The following is a 13,507-nucleotide window of genomic DNA, read 5'->3' as shown; positions in this document are numbered from 1 at the left end:
GATATTTTTGTAGTCAAAAATATATCCGGTTTGTCTATGTTAGGTTTGTTTCCCTAAAGCCTTCCGAGTCATATGTAGTTCAAGTGCCGCGGCAATATTTAAACTGCGCGGGTACTGTGCCCAGTCAGAACCAAGCAATGTCGATATTCGAGCTAAACGCTGGGAAACCGTCTTGGGGTGAATGACCATGTTTTCTGCGGTTAGACGGGCGTTGAAATTGTTCTTGACATAGTTGTGCATCGTATCGATGAGCTCGGTGCCTCTCTCGCGGTCATAATCAATAACCTGCTGCAATTCGTTGCTGACAATCAACTCCACGCGGTTGTCCCCAGTGCCCAATGCAGCGCCCACGAAACCAAGCCGTGCTTCAGTGGCAACGGAACCAGTGGCGCCTATGCTCTTCGCGGCGTAAGCGAGCGAAGTCGCTTCCACGACGAGCCTTGAGTAACTGTGAGGCGAGTTAGTAGTGGATAGTCCTGCGTAGCCAGTGCCGGTTTCATAGAAGAAAGATTTTGCGAGAGCCTCGGCACGCTCTTGAACCGATTCTTTGGGAAGTAAGACGATGACTCGAGTGCCTTGATCTTCGGCCAGCCCTGAGTATTTTCTGAGCAGCGACATTGTTTGCATTGATCGTAGGCCTCGGCGGTCAGGGTTGGTAGGAACAATGACAAGTGCCGCAGCCTCTTCTAAGACCTCATTGACCCCAAGTTTCATGGCACGTTCTCTGAGGGTGTCTGGCGAGCGCCCCAGAAGTAAATCCTGGAGAAGCTCACCGCGTGTTCGTTCGTCTGCGGCAGCCCGAGAGTCCTCCATGAGTCCGACGACTCCCAATAGCAGAGCCGTTGACTCAGATGCTGCAGTTAGCCAAGTATTGGTTGGATCGTATCCGCACTCAACATGGAGGTAGCTCCCTATTCGGCCTGCTTTTGGAACTTCCTGTACGGATGTCCGGACGGCGTTTGGGCTTTCATCGGTTTGCTTCAGCGTTGCTGTTACCCCGAACTGTTGAGAAAGAGTTCTCAGCGTTAGATCCCGTACGGTTGGCGATGACATTTCTTCCGTCAGGGCTTCCAGCGGTGCCATAACGGTCTTTAAATATGCTTCCGCGTGTTGCGCAGAATCTGTGAGTTGAGCGATTTCTGTTTCTCGAGCTTCGGCGCGTTGCACTCGTTCGAGGACGGGACCTGCGATTGATGCAATTTCACTCAGTAACTCAAGATCGAATTGTGTGAATTTCCGTTCGTGCCGTTCGGCGGCAAGCAATGCCCCGATGGTTTTCCCGTTGGAGACAATCGGAGCTGCGGCGTATGCCACCAGTGCCTCTTGCCGAAGAATGGCGTCGACCTCTGGGTCGTGGCGGAGCTCGTCGTCCTCCCAATAGTTGGAGGTAGAGAAGACTCGGCCAGTCGAGACTACAAGGCCAGCGACTCCGGTGTTTTTCGACGTTTTTACGGAGGAGAACCGCACTGCAGGTTCGCCACTCGCTGTAATTGCGGTGATGGTTTCGCCGTTGGAATCCGTAGTGGCTATGTAAGTGACTTCACAGTGGAGTGCATGCCTTACATCTTGGCTGAGGATGCGTAATAACGAGGCAGAATCAGAGACAGAAGCGAGACGGACTACGGTGTCGTACAGTTCAGTTCGTACCGCAGCGCGTCTCGAAGCTGCAGTAGTATGACTTCGCTCCATACTGCGAGGAGTCTACCGCTGTTTTTCAGAGGGGGAGCGGCTTCTACGCAGTCGCAGAGAAAGCTGGGCTGTGACCAGACAGTGCAAGCTCATCCCAGGCCAATGCCACCTGAAGGCCGCAGCGTAGCGATTCAGGATCGCCTAGGAATCTGCCCGTGATGTGGACAGGGCCTAATGCAACGATTACGACGCCGTAGGGCAACTTGTCTTGGTGATATGGGTCGAAGGCACGGTTCATTACAGTGAAGGAGTAAACCTCACCCGTTGTGGGCATGAGGTGCCACTCGAACTCTGACCCCTGGCATTCGAAACAAAGGTCATGGGGAGGCCACTGCCATCGCCCGCAATTTGTGCATTGGCGAACCTTCACTTCGCCCCTTTGAAGCCCTTCAAAGAAGGGCTGGTAACGCGGATCGTTTGCTGCACTGGGCATGATAGGAGCGCCTGCTGCTTTAGCTTTTATTTCTGACATGTCTTTCTCCCGACGAGATAAAAGATTTGGTGTTTCCCTGGGTTAGTTACGGGCTAATATGAGCGCGGATCCGTCTCCGAAATCGCCGTAGCCGGTGACTAAACCAACTTCTGCATCCTTGACTTGGCGATCACCGCATTCTCCGCGCAACTGTTTCACGGCTTCGACGATGTGGTTCATCCCAGCGACATGAGCTTCTGACAAGAGGCCACCGTGGGTGTTCACAGGAAGTTTGCCCCCCAATCCAATATGTCCATCTGCGACAAAGTCTGGGGACTCTCCACGCTTGCAAAAGCCGATTTCTTCGAGTTGGCGAAGCACAATGAAGGTGAAGCAGTCGTATAACTGAGCGAAATCGATATCGTCTGTGGTTACTCCCGCCATCTGAAGTGCACGTGGACCGGCCTTGGTAATGCCCATATTTAAAATGTCGCGACGGCCCAAGATATCGTCCGGATAGTCGGCATGTCCTTCAGTGGAGGCTAGAACAGCTACGCCCTTCTTACTGTTGCCTTTGCGAGAAACCAGAACTGCAGCTGCGCCGTCCGTCTCTAACGAAATGTCGTATAAATGAAACGGCTTAACCAAAACTTTGGAGTTGTCGTAGTCTTCCTCAGAAAGCTGACGCGAGTGGAAGTACGCATTGGGATTGAGATTGGCGTGCTTGCGTGTAGTCAAAGAGACTGTCCGCATTGCATTTGGATCGATGTTGTACTCGTGAATCCACCGGTTTGCATGGAAGCTATACCATTGCATCGGCGCGAAAATGCCCAGCGGCATTTCGATGTTTTTACGGATTTCGAGACCAGGAACATAAATCGCAGATTCAGTTTGGTCGGCGGAACTGAAACTATGGCTGCTGGAGTATGCGTTCCACCCGAGGGTCACAAGCACATTCTCAGCCATGCCGCAGGTAACAGCTGCTGCGGCTTGTCCTACAGCGGCGGCGGCGGATGCGCCGCCGATATGCACGTGTGCGTGGTATCTCAGATCCGTGATACCTAATGCATTGATGAAATCTTCGTTGGAGGGGATGTCGTTCCAGGCCATAACAACGCCATCGACGGCGCTAGGTTCGATTCCTGCGTCTTTGCAAGCTTCTAACGCAGCGTGGATAATTTGCTGCGATTCACTGCGCTCGGTACCGCGAGTGTATTCGGTCTGACCTACACCTATGATGTCAGCTTTAAAGGGGCTCATGGCGCCTAATTCTCCTCGTTCGTGTTGGGGGTGGGTGGATTCGAAGCCTCAATCAAAAAAGGTGATCTGGCTCGGCGGATTCCGTCTAATTCCTCAATGGTTGTACGGTGAACGGCGAAGTGGGAATCATCAATACATTCATCCGCAGTGTTAATGGGGGCCCACGGAAGCCTGCGGCGCTGCCCTTCAGTGAAGAGCCACCCTGTGTTGCGATGGTTGACCAATTCACGGAACTGTTCCACCAACTCTGGCTGATTTTGGCTGCGATACGCGTCTTCCGTCATTTGCTCGGATTCGACAGCATGTCCAAATCCTTCATCACGCATCCATTCGCGGAATACGGCATAGCGTTTGTCGTCCACGTAGAGCGGTAGTGCCAAGAAAAATTTGCCGTCAGCGGCTTTGTGCTGCCACTTGGCTGTTTTTACTGGCATTGCATGGCGCCCGGTGTGGCGTTCCACTTCGCGGCCAGTGTAATCCCAGTATGGAATTGCCATTTCCGTGGAAACCGACAAGGCGTGCTGCACAGAGATGTCAAGCGGATCTGCCTTGGCTTGAGTGTCTGCTTGTAGATGATTCAGCTGTGCAAGGACGGCAATTGCGGTCAGCATGCCTGCGACGTGATTAGCTTGGCCGCCGGTTGGCGCCATTGGCATTCCTGCTTCTTCACCGTCGTCGTATCCGCAGGAGCCCAGGAATCCACCGGCCGCAAGGAGTGTCAGGTCGGAGGCGGGCCGACCTGCCCAAGGGCCCGTCAAGCCGTAGGGGGTAATCGTTGCAATAATCTGTCGTGGGTTGCTCTCATGCAGCGACTTGATCTCTTCGGTGGACAGCACCGGCCATCCTTCACCAGTGTGTGGGGAGTTGATAATGATGTCAGCGTCTTTGGCGTTTTCATAAAACTGATTAGTTTCTTTGAAAACAACTCCGGCTAGGTAGTGCGCCTCTTGTTGGGCCGGTTCGTAGTCACTGCTGACGAGTTTAATGACGCGGGCACCGAGGTCACGGAGGAGTCGGGCAGTGTAACTGCTGAATTGGTCGCCGACGTAAATAACGCTAAGACCATCGAGGGATCGGTTGAGAATATTGGGGTGCAAGACAGTGGTCCTTCCTACCAGAGCGAATTTGCGATGGTGATTTCGTGAGGTACCCCCTCGGGCCATAAAACGCCGTTGCGGTCAAGCTCGTCGATGCGTTCTTGGTCAAGGTTCAGGACAGAGGACAGAATCCCGCGAGTATCTTTCCCAAGGACCGGGAACTGATCTTTAAACGGCCAGCCTCCCTCGTCGAGGACAAAGCGATATGGAAGCGACTGTACGTTGTGTGTCTCCAATCGAGGGTGGGCACGTTCTTCGATTAGGCCTCGGTGGGCGAGCTGTGGATCAGCTTCAACGCGATCCTTTCCACCTTGAACTGGGGCTGCTGCTATGCCGTAGGAAGCAAACAGTTCTGCTGCTTCGTATTTGGACTTCGACTGCAAGAAAGTGCTCAGGGCCTCGGCTATCTCAGCCCGGTGTTTTGGGACATCTTCAAAGTGGATAGTGGAAAGCTCAGTAACCAGCTGGCATAGAGCGTCCCACTGCTGTTTGCTCTGGACGGTCAATGCCACGTAATCGTTGTACCCATCGCTAGAAGTAGGAAAAATGTCGCTGAGGGGCGCTTGGTCTCCCCGGAAACTTACGTCGTTGCCGCTGGTGTCTACGCTGCTATTCCCTCCCGGATAGCCATTTGGGGGGCGGGTACCTTCGGTGAGGTAGTTCGTGAGCATTGGTCCAACAAGCGCAAGTCCCGTTTCTACCTGTGAGAGGTCCACGTGCTGGCTCTCTCCGGTTTTCCTTGCCTGCAGGATCGCTGCTGTGGCGCCGATTGCTCCCATGTAGCCAGCACAGACGTCGAGGTAGGAGTATCCCCAACCTGCTGGGTCACGGCCTGGGACACCAACTGCTGCTGTCATGCCGCTCATAGCCTGGGCAGTTGGGCCCCAAGTGTTTTTGTCTAGGTGCGGTCCGGTATGTCCAAAGCCGGAGATCGAGACGTAAACAATCTTGGGGTTGATAGCTTTCATGGCTTCGTATCCGAGTCCCCAGCGTTCCATCACTTGTGCTGAAAAGGACTCTGTAACTGCATCTACCTCAGCGATGATCTCTTTAACCGTCTGAAGTCCGTCAGCGTCCTTCACGTTGATAGTGATGGATTCTTTGCCAACGTTGAGGTTCGAGAAGAAAGCGCCGTTGTTCAAATTCTTTTCATCAGTATCCGTGCGATACATAGCGGTCCGCATCGGGTCTGGGCCTTCCGGCCATTCCACCTTGAGTACCCGGGCGCCTAGACCTGCGAGATAGCGGGTCATGGTTGGCCCGGCAACGCTCCAAGTGAAATCGAGAATCTTCACGCCCTCTAAGGGGAGGGGAAACTTGCTCTCTGTCATCATGCTCCTTCCGACCACGAGCACCCATAGTGATATGCGGCACTTTCATGCCACGATAATGATCTACGTCTCGAAGGTGTATGTCGGAAAGCGATACAATTTCCCACCTAACTATGCTCGGTAGGACCATATAAATGGGGACTGCAGCTACCCAGCGGCAACCGTGATGGTCTTGGCAAACCTGTCGTAGTCATCACGAATGCGCTGCAGTGGTTCCACCACCGCGGTCTGTGAGGCTGCCGCGACTTCCTTTGTCAGCGCTTGCTTGGTCTTGCGTTTCACGCGCGCGCCGATGATGCCGCCAAACACCGTGGTCAATAGCCCGATCAGGATGCCGGTGAGGAGACCTGCGAGGATGAGCAGGGTGGGGATAGGCCAGCCCTCAACCTCTGGGACAAGGTCGCCACCAAGGAGCGGCGTGAGCACACCCGGCACGAACGCCACCACCAGGTACCAAATCACTCCCACCAGCGCGGCGAGCAGGGCAAGCCACTGGAATACGGCGAGCACGTTCCAGCCTTTCGACGGTTGCGCGGGCAGCTTTGTCCGCGCCGCCGCCTGGTCCAGCTCCGAGGGCAGGTTCTGGGAGATCTCCTCCGTGCGGTCCGCGATGGCGCTTGCCCAGGCGTTGGGCACATCGCGCGCGGCGGCCACGGAGTAATCGCGCAGGCCCTTGTTGGCCACGGCTTTGGACGCTGCATCCAACTCCGGCAGGGAGGTGCGGTGCACGCCCACCGTGTCCGACTCTTCACGCAAACCCAGCCGCTTCAACGGGTCCGGCCTGAAGCGGGAAATCCAGCTGGTCAGCAGCCACCCGGTGCGCTGGTGGAGGCGCTTGCGGTAGGCGGCCGCGGTGGTCTCCGCGATGCGCTGGGCGCCTGCGGCCTGCGCCAGGGTTGCGTCCAGAGCTTGCTTCGCTTGCTTATCGACGCCACCGGCGACCTTCGCGGGCACCCACTTCCCAGTCGCCGACTGAATATCTGCCGCGATGCGCGCAGATTGAGCGTTGTGCGCCTTGGCTACCTTCGCGATTGCCGCTTTGAGGTCCTCAATTCCTTCCCCGGTGCGGGCTGCGGTGGTGATGACGGTGGTGTTCGTGAGGCCGTCGGCAAGCAAAAGCTCCTTGTAGGAATTGGCGACGGTTCCGCGGTCATTCGGGTGCAGCAGATCGGCCTTGTTTAAGACGGCGAGGGTGACCTCCGCGTGGGCGGCGTGCGGGCGGATGAACTGGTCATGGATCACGCTGTCGGCGTACTTCTCCGGGTCAGAAACCCACACCAGTACGTCCACCTGGCCGGCGAGACGCTCCGCGATCGCACGGTTGGAGGCCTCCACCGAGTCGAAATCCGGCAGGTCAAGCAGGATCAACGGGCCGGCACCAGGGGCGAAATCGCCCTTGCGCTCGCGGCGATCCTCAACGCCGAGCCAGTCGAGCAGCTCCTCGGAATTCTCCGGGTGCCAGATCGCGGCCAGGGGAGAGGACGTGGTGGGGCGGCGCGCGGCGGCCTTGCCCAGGTCCTCGCCAACCACGGCGTTGAACAGGCTGGTCTTGCCGGAACCGGTGGCGCCGAAAAAGCCCACCACGGTGTGCTCGGCGGAAAGCGCGCGGCGCTCAGAGCCCGACTTCGCTACCTGCTTGAGGCGCTGCACCTCATCTGCGGGCAGGTAGGGTGCGGCGATGTCGGCGGCCTCGTTGAGCGCGGTCAGGCGGTCACCGAGCGAGGCTTTACGTTGGAAAATGTCCATTACTCTGCGCTCCCAGTCTCGCGCGGCTGCGGGCTGAAGGTGCCGCGCAGCTGGTCAAACAGTCCGCGAAGCGTGCCGCCCTGGAAGCTTTCGTTGACGTCTTCTGTTGTGGCTGGCAGCGCGGGTGTGTTCGCTTGGGTTGGGGCCGGTGCAAGCGTGCCGGGGAAGCGCTGATCAATAGCAGTGCGAGCTTCTGCTGCGGCGTTGCGGATGGATTCTGCCGAGGCCCCCTCAAACAGCGGGTCCGTCAACACGTGGTAGCGCTCGCGCTCCGCGCGCAGCAGGTGGTCCAGGCGCTGGTCCAGGTCGCGGCGGGCATCCGCAGCCATCCTGCGCACCGTGTCTTCGCCGAAGATAGTCTCCAGCAGCTTCTGGCCTACCACGGCAGAGCCGCCGGCGATGCCGATCTCCGCGCCGGTCAGCCCTGCCGTGGTGGAAAAGACCACCAACATCAGCGCGACGGTCAACATGTTCAAGCCAAGCGACATCACGCGGGCGCGCTGACGCTTCTCGCCAGCGGTGTTCTGGATGCGCTCCAGAATGCCGGACTGCCACTCACGGATCAGCTTCGCTGCCTGCTCATTGATGTCCTCGCTTGCGCGCGCAAGCGCCGGATCTGCGTTCTCGCGCAGCTCAGGGGCCATCACGCCGATGCGGGACCAGGAGCGGGAAGAGGCGGTATCGGCGGCGTCCACAATCACAGCGTGCAGGCCGGACTCCAGCTCAGTTTCCACCTCACGCAAAGGTGCAGGCTGGCCGGAGAAAAAACTGCCCACCTTGTCAACGGTCTGGGAGAACCAACGCTCAAAACCACGGAACACATCGGAGGTGCCCACCACGTCCTGCCAGCGGTCCATTACCTCGGAGCGGAGCATCTGGCCGTCCGAGGTGGCGTCGATAATATGCCGGTGCGCGTCCTTATATATATCGAAGATGGTTGCATCCAGCTGGTTAGCAAAGTCTTCACGACGCTGCCTTGTCACCACCGCCGCATCCACCTTCGCCAACGCCCCCTCAACAGCGCCCGCGACCGTCTTGCCTGCAACCGCGCGCCGGGCGGCAGTATCTTGCGCAAGCTCGTGCAGGTAGGTGTTCAGCGGGGCGACCAGCTCTGCGGGCAGAAACTCGTCTGTGGCTTGGGTTTTCTGGTTGTTGCCAAGGTCGGCCACGAACGGGACCGTGAACACCGTGGCATCTTCAAGCCCCGCCTCAGCCATCATGCGGCGAAGATCCTGCGGCACGGTTTCGGCCGAGGCCTCGTCGAGACGGTTGAGTACCACCACTACCTCGATGCCGCGGGAGGCCGCGTCGTGCAGGAAGTTCCACACCAGTTGATCCGCGTAGCGCGCCGGGGTGGTGACAAAGATCCACAGATCCGCCGCCGCCAGGAGTTGTGTTGCGAGGGCACGGTTGCGGTCATCGATTGAGTCGAAATCCGGGGCGTCTAGAAGCGAAAGGCCCTGCGGAAGGTTCGGGGTTTCCACAATGCGCAATGTGGTGGACTGCTCATTGCCCGCGCCGTGGGAGCGGGTCAGGCCAGGCAAGACGCGCGGGGAGTTAAACCACTCAGCATCGCCCGGATTCGCCACCAACACCGGCTGGCGTGTGGTCGGGCGGATCACGCCCGGGTTGGAAACGCGCTCACGCAAAAGCGCGTTGACCAGCGTGGACTTGCCGGAGCCGGTGGAGCCGCCAATGACGGCAAGCAACGGGGCATCCAGGTTGGTCAGGCGGGGCAGGATGTAATCGTCGAATTGATTCACCACTGCGCGCGCCTCAGCGGCCGCCTCATCGGGCAGCGTCGTGGCGGCCAGCGCGTTGCGCAGGCGAGTGACCGCATCAATCGGGTCAAGCATGGGGGTATTCACCCGACCCATTGTTGCAGACGGCGGGAAGCCAGTCGTGGGGAACTAGTCCTTGTATTCCGTCTTGGTCAGGTTAAGCCAGCCATAGATGCCGCCCATGATGAGGCCACCGCCGATGAAGTTTCCAACCCAAACGATTGCCCAGTGCCGCAGAACGTTGTCCAGCGTGTAGCCGGGGATGGCGGCTGGGCCGAACTCGAAACCGGTCAGAGAGGTCAGCACAAAGTTGGCAATCGAGTGCTCATAACTCATGGCTGCGAAAGCCGGGATGATCACGATCACGCCAAGCAGTTTGGCCGTGAAATCCTTCCCCGCCTGGGCTGAGAGCATAAACGCGATGTTGACCACGATGTTGGCCAAAATCGCCTCAATGAAGAGTTTGCCGCTCGGTTTTTCAAGTTTGGACACCATCAGCTGATAAATGAAGCTGTCCGTGGTCACAGCCTCACCGATCGTTGTTGTGGCAATCATGGAGGTAACCAGCACCCCGCCAATCAGGTTGAAGAGGGTGACAAAGCATACGAGGGCAAATCCCTTGCGCAGCGTGTTTTTTCTGTGTACCGCCCCGTAAGTCATAAACATCATGTCGCCGGTGGCCAGCTCGCCCTGGAGCACCACAATGATGTAGAGGGTGGATGCGAAGATCGAGGCGAAGGCATACCGTCCCATGCCGGGCGCGAGCGATTCAATCGTGGTCGCGGTGTTTGCCGCGAACGCCGTCATAATGCCCAGAAACACGCCAGCAAGAATTGCCCTCGTAGCGAAGCGGGCCGGCTCCTGGGTAAACAAATCGAGCTTCTTCTCGATGGACTTCGGTGCTGACACGTGGAAACTCATCGAAGTCAATCTACAAGAGTCTCGCGCATAGCGGCATTTCTCTGCGGCGCGATTTGGGGAAATAGGGCAGGACGTGGTTGAATACTCCAGTTGTCTGTTGCTGGTCGGATCCGTCCGAGACCCTTCGGCCAGACTGCGTTCTCCTCGTGTGCGAGGGACGAGCGCACGAGGTTCGTCGATAAGCAACAGGCTCCAAAAAACATTGACCACGTGCGTACAGGACGGAAATCTGGCGCACATTGACCCAGGTCAGGAGACCAATAGTGATTCAGCAAGAATCGCGCCTGAAGGTCGCCGACAACACGGGTGCACGCGAAATCCTGTGCATCCGCGTACTCGGCGGATCTGTCAAGCGCTTCGCCGGCATCGGCGACACGATCGTCGCCACCGTGAAGGAAGCAGCCCCTGGCGGCAACGTCAAGGAAGGCGAAGTTGTGCGCGCCGTAGTCGTGCGTGCAAAGAAGGAAACCCGTCGTCCGGACGGTTCCTACATCTCCTTCGACGAAAACGCAGCAGTTCTGATCAAGAACGACACCGAGCCCCGCGGCACCCGTATCTTCGGCCCAGTGGCACGTGAGCTGCGCGACAAGAAGTTCATGAAGATTGTTTCTCTCGCTCCGGAGGTGATCTAACCCATGAAGATCAAGAAGGGCGATATGGTGCAGGTCATCGCCGGCAAGGACAAGGGTGCACAGGGCAAGGTCATTGAGGCCTACCCGCAGCGCGACAAGGTCCTTGTTGAGGGTGTCAACCGCATCAAGAAGCACGTGGCAAACTCCTACAACGAGCGCGGCGCAGAGTCCGGCGGCGTTGTAACCCAGGAGGCCCCGATTCACATTTCCAACGTGATGCTGCTCGACTCTGACGGCAAGCCGACCCGCGTTGGCTACCGCTTCGACGAGAACGGCGCCAAGGTCCGCGTGGCCAAGTCGAACGGGAAGGACATCTAGCATGAGCGAGAACTACACTCCGCGTCTGAAGACCCGCTACCAGGACGAGATCCGCACCAAGCTGAATGATGAGTTCTCCTACGAGAACGTCATGCAGATCCCGGGCCTGACCAAGATCGTGGTCAACATGGGTGTCGGTGACGCTGCACGTGACTCCAAGGTCATCAACGGCGCACTCGAGGACCTGACCGCAATCACCGGCCAGAAGCCGCAGCTGCGTCGCGCAAAGAAGTCCATCGCGAACTTCAAGCTCCGTGAAGGCATGCCGATCGGCGCAAAGGTCACCCTGCGCGGCGACCGTATGTGGGAGTTCCTGGACCGTCTGCTGACTGTGGCTCTGCCGCGTATTCGTGACTTCCGTGGCCTGAACGACAAGCAGTTCGACGGCAACGGTAACTACACCTTCGGCCTGTCCGAGCAGACCATGTTCTACGAGATCGACATTGACAAGATCGATCGCACCCGCGGCATGGACATCACTGTGGTGACCACCGCAACGAACGACGACGAAGGCCGCGCACTGCTGCGCTACCTCGGCTTCCCGTTCGTGGACAAGGATGGCAAGATGCAGCAGGCATAAGCCTGTCGCATGCTTTCCTTATAGCTTTGAGCCCCTCTGTTGAGGGGCTTTTTGCTTGCCGACGCTCGTGGCGTAGTTTACGATCACGGCTAGATTGTTATCCCCGTCACCTTTAGAAGGTTGCTTATGTCTTTCTTTTCCCGCAGCGCAATCATCGCGCCAAAGGAGTTTAACCGCTGGCTGATCCCGCCGGCAGCGCTGGCTATCCACCTGTCCATTGGTCAGGTCTACGCCTTCTCCGTGTTTAAGCGCCCAATGATGGAGCACTTCACCGTGGGTGAGGTTGCCGTCGGCTGGATTTTCTCCCTTGCCATTTTGATGCTCGGTATTTCTTCCGCCCTGTTTGGCACGTGGGTTGAGCGAGTCGGACCGCGCGCGTCCATGGCAGTCTCTGGCGCCTTGTGGGTGGTTGGCTTCTTCGTGGCCACCATCGGCATTATGACGGGCCAGCTCTGGCTTGTTTATGTGGGCTACGGATTCATTGGCGGTATCGGCTTGGGCATTGGCTATATCTCCCCGGTGTCCACGCTGATGAAGTGGTTCCCGGACCGTCCGGGACTGGCAACTGGTCTCGCCATCATGGGCTTCGGTGGTGGTGCGCTGATTGCGTCGCCGGTGTCCAACCGCATGATGGAGTTCTTCGGCGGCGGCGCTGAGGTTGCTAACCGCGCAGCTGGTCTGCAGCCGACGTTTTTGACCCTGGCCATTCTCTACCTGGTGGTTATCGCCTTGGGTGCGTACGCGATCCGCTTGCCGCACCCGGACTGGGCCCCAGCTGGCTTCGACCCGTCGAAGGTAAAGAAGTCCCCACTGAAGACCGCGGGCAACGTCTCTGCTGCCAACGCAATCAAGACCCCGCAGTTCTGGTGCCTCTGGGTGATCCTGTTCTGCAACATCACCGCAGGCATTGGCATCCTGGAGAACGCTGCGCCGATGATCCAGGACTTCTTCCCGGCAATTACCGCAGGCGCTGCAGCTGGCTTCGTGGGTCTGCTTTCCCTGACCAACATGGGTGGCCGCTTCGTGTGGTCCACGCTGTCTGACATCATTGGCCGCAAGAACATCTACATGGTGTACCTGGGCCTGGGCCTGCTGCTCTATCTAGCACTGGCTACGGCAGGCACAGCCAACCTGGCCATCTTCGTGATTTGTGCCCTGATCATTCTGTCCTTCTACGGCGGTGGCTTTGCAACGATTCCGGCGTACCTGCGCGACCTCTTCGGCGTCTACCAGGTCGGCGCTATCCATGGCCGCCTGCTCACTGCATGGTCCGCAGCGGGTGTGGCTGGCCCGCTGATCGTGAACATGGTTGTGGAGTCCCAGGCCGCTCGCGGCAACGAGGGCCCGGAGCTCTACAAGCTGTCCCTGTTCATCATGTGTGGCCTGCTGGCTGTTGGTTTGATTGCAAACCTGCTTGTTCGCCCGGTTGCTGAGCACTGGATGGAGGATCCGGAAGTGGTCAAGGCTAAGGCTGACGCTGACCGTCAGTCCGTCCTGCAGACAGAGGCCGAGGCTGAGCGCGACGGCCACGCGAATGGTTACTCCGGTGGCGTCCACGCCACGGTTTCCATGGTGCTGGCACTGTTTATCGGTGCGTCGCTGCTTTACGGCCTGTGGGAGACCATTGTGAAGGCATCTGGCATGTTCATTGGCTAGGTAGCTTCTTCTGAGCGGTCCGCACGTTGGTGTGGGCCGCTTTTTCTTTGCTTTTAGATGTAACGAGAGTGGTCTGATGGGGCT

12 protein-coding genes are annotated in these 13,507 nt (G+C 58.0%); 4 read left to right on the top strand and 8 right to left on the bottom strand.

The annotated features are described in order from the left end of the window. Window positions 1-39: 39 nt before the first annotated feature. From HMPREF3104_RS02015 to HMPREF3104_RS01985, 8 genes are all read right to left on the bottom strand, one after another. Entirely contained in the window at window positions 40-1,689 is a 1,650-nt protein-coding gene (locus HMPREF3104_RS02015) for a helix-turn-helix domain-containing protein (RefSeq protein WP_083278861.1), read from the bottom strand. Between the two features lie 43 nt (window positions 1,690-1,732). Then, window positions 1,733-2,122, bottom strand: coding sequence for a Zn-ribbon domain-containing OB-fold protein (locus HMPREF3104_RS12915; protein ID WP_371441034.1), 390 nt, complete (start codon window positions 2,120-2,122; stop codon window positions 1,733-1,735). 81 nt (window positions 2,123-2,203) lie between these two features. Further along, window positions 2,204-3,361: a thiolase C-terminal domain-containing protein gene (locus HMPREF3104_RS02010; protein ID WP_070493801.1), complete on the bottom strand. Its 1,158-nt coding sequence runs from the start codon at window positions 3,359-3,361 to the stop codon at window positions 2,204-2,206. Between the two features lie 5 nt (window positions 3,362-3,366). Then, window positions 3,367-4,458, bottom strand: coding sequence for a CoA transferase (locus HMPREF3104_RS02005; protein ID WP_070493798.1), 1,092 nt, complete (start codon window positions 4,456-4,458; stop codon window positions 3,367-3,369). 14 nt (window positions 4,459-4,472) lie between these two features. Continuing rightward, entirely contained in the window at window positions 4,473-5,789 is a 1,317-nt protein-coding gene (locus HMPREF3104_RS02000; protein ID WP_168156342.1) for a CaiB/BaiF CoA transferase family protein, read from the bottom strand. A gap of 147 nt (window positions 5,790-5,936) precedes the next feature. Further along, entirely contained in the window at window positions 5,937-7,535 is a 1,599-nt protein-coding gene (locus tag HMPREF3104_RS01995; RefSeq protein WP_246816323.1) for a GTPase, read from the bottom strand. Further along, on the bottom strand, window positions 7,535-9,412 hold the full coding sequence (locus HMPREF3104_RS01990; RefSeq protein WP_070493792.1) for a GTPase: 1,878 nt from the start codon (window positions 9,410-9,412) through the stop codon (window positions 7,535-7,537). The genes HMPREF3104_RS01995 and HMPREF3104_RS01990 overlap by 1 nt, the downstream gene beginning before the upstream one ends. 33 nt (window positions 9,413-9,445) lie before the next feature. Beyond that, on the bottom strand, window positions 9,446-10,237 hold the full coding sequence (locus HMPREF3104_RS01985) for a formate/nitrite transporter family protein (protein ID WP_070493790.1): 792 nt from the start codon (window positions 10,235-10,237) through the stop codon (window positions 9,446-9,448). 263 nt (window positions 10,238-10,500) lie between these two features. Here HMPREF3104_RS01985 and rplN point away from each other — a divergent pair, with 263 nt between their 5' ends. From rplN to HMPREF3104_RS01965, 4 genes are all read left to right on the top strand, one after another. Next, window positions 10,501-10,869 carry a 50S ribosomal protein L14 gene (gene rplN / locus HMPREF3104_RS01980; RefSeq protein WP_052205378.1) on the top strand — a complete coding sequence of 123 codons (369 nt, stop codon included), beginning with the start codon at window positions 10,501-10,503 and terminating at the stop codon, window positions 10,867-10,869. 3 nt (window positions 10,870-10,872) lie between these two features. Beyond that, the gene (gene rplX, locus HMPREF3104_RS01975; protein WP_052205377.1) at window positions 10,873-11,187 is read left to right on the top strand and encodes a 50S ribosomal protein L24; all 315 of its coding nucleotides are present in this window, start codon (window positions 10,873-10,875) and stop codon (window positions 11,185-11,187) included. Window position 11,188: 1 nt separating this feature from the next. After that, the gene (gene rplE / locus HMPREF3104_RS01970) at window positions 11,189-11,767 is read left to right on the top strand and encodes a 50S ribosomal protein L5 (protein WP_052205376.1); all 579 of its coding nucleotides are present in this window, start codon (window positions 11,189-11,191) and stop codon (window positions 11,765-11,767) included. Window positions 11,768-11,893: 126 nt separating this feature from the next. After that, the gene (locus tag HMPREF3104_RS01965; RefSeq protein ID WP_070493787.1) at window positions 11,894-13,423 is read left to right on the top strand and encodes an L-lactate MFS transporter; all 1,530 of its coding nucleotides are present in this window, start codon (window positions 11,894-11,896) and stop codon (window positions 13,421-13,423) included. The last annotated feature ends 84 nt before the right edge of the window (window positions 13,424-13,507 follow it).

Origin of the sequence: Corynebacterium sp. HMSC30G07 (genome assembly GCF_001806945.1) — a bacterium.
Taxonomy (GTDB): domain Bacteria; phylum Actinomycetota; class Actinomycetes; order Mycobacteriales; family Mycobacteriaceae; genus Corynebacterium; species Corynebacterium riegelii.
This window is presented reverse-complemented; position numbering and strand designations above follow the sequence as displayed.

Bases quoted from the DNA above. Each gene is read 5' to 3' on its own strand.
- HMPREF3104_RS02010 (WP_070493801.1), bottom strand. From the start codon at position 3,361: ATGAGCCCCTTTAAAGCTGACATCATAGGTGTAGGTCAGACCGAATAC.
- HMPREF3104_RS02000 (WP_168156342.1), bottom strand. From the start codon at position 5,789: ATGACAGAGAGCAAGTTTCCCCTCCCCTTAGAGGGCGTGAAGATTCTC.
- HMPREF3104_RS01990 (WP_070493792.1), bottom strand. From the start codon at position 9,412: ATGGGTCGGGTGAATACCCCCATGCTTGACCCGATTGATGCGGTCACT.
- HMPREF3104_RS12915 (WP_371441034.1), bottom strand. From the start codon at position 2,122: ATGCCCAGTGCAGCAAACGATCCGCGTTACCAGCCCTTCTTTGAAGGG.
- HMPREF3104_RS01965 (WP_070493787.1), top strand. From the start codon at position 11,894: ATGTCTTTCTTTTCCCGCAGCGCAATCATCGCGCCAAAGGAGTTTAAC.
- rplE (WP_052205376.1), top strand. From the start codon at position 11,189: ATGAGCGAGAACTACACTCCGCGTCTGAAGACCCGCTACCAGGACGAG.
- HMPREF3104_RS01995 (WP_246816323.1), bottom strand. From the start codon at position 7,535: ATGGACATTTTCCAACGTAAAGCCTCGCTCGGTGACCGCCTGACCGCG.
- HMPREF3104_RS01985 (WP_070493790.1), bottom strand. From the start codon at position 10,237: ATGAGTTTCCACGTGTCAGCACCGAAGTCCATCGAGAAGAAGCTCGAT.
- rplX (WP_052205377.1), top strand. From the start codon at position 10,873: ATGAAGATCAAGAAGGGCGATATGGTGCAGGTCATCGCCGGCAAGGAC.
- HMPREF3104_RS02015 (WP_083278861.1), bottom strand. From the start codon at position 1,689: ATGGAGCGAAGTCATACTACTGCAGCTTCGAGACGCGCTGCGGTACGA.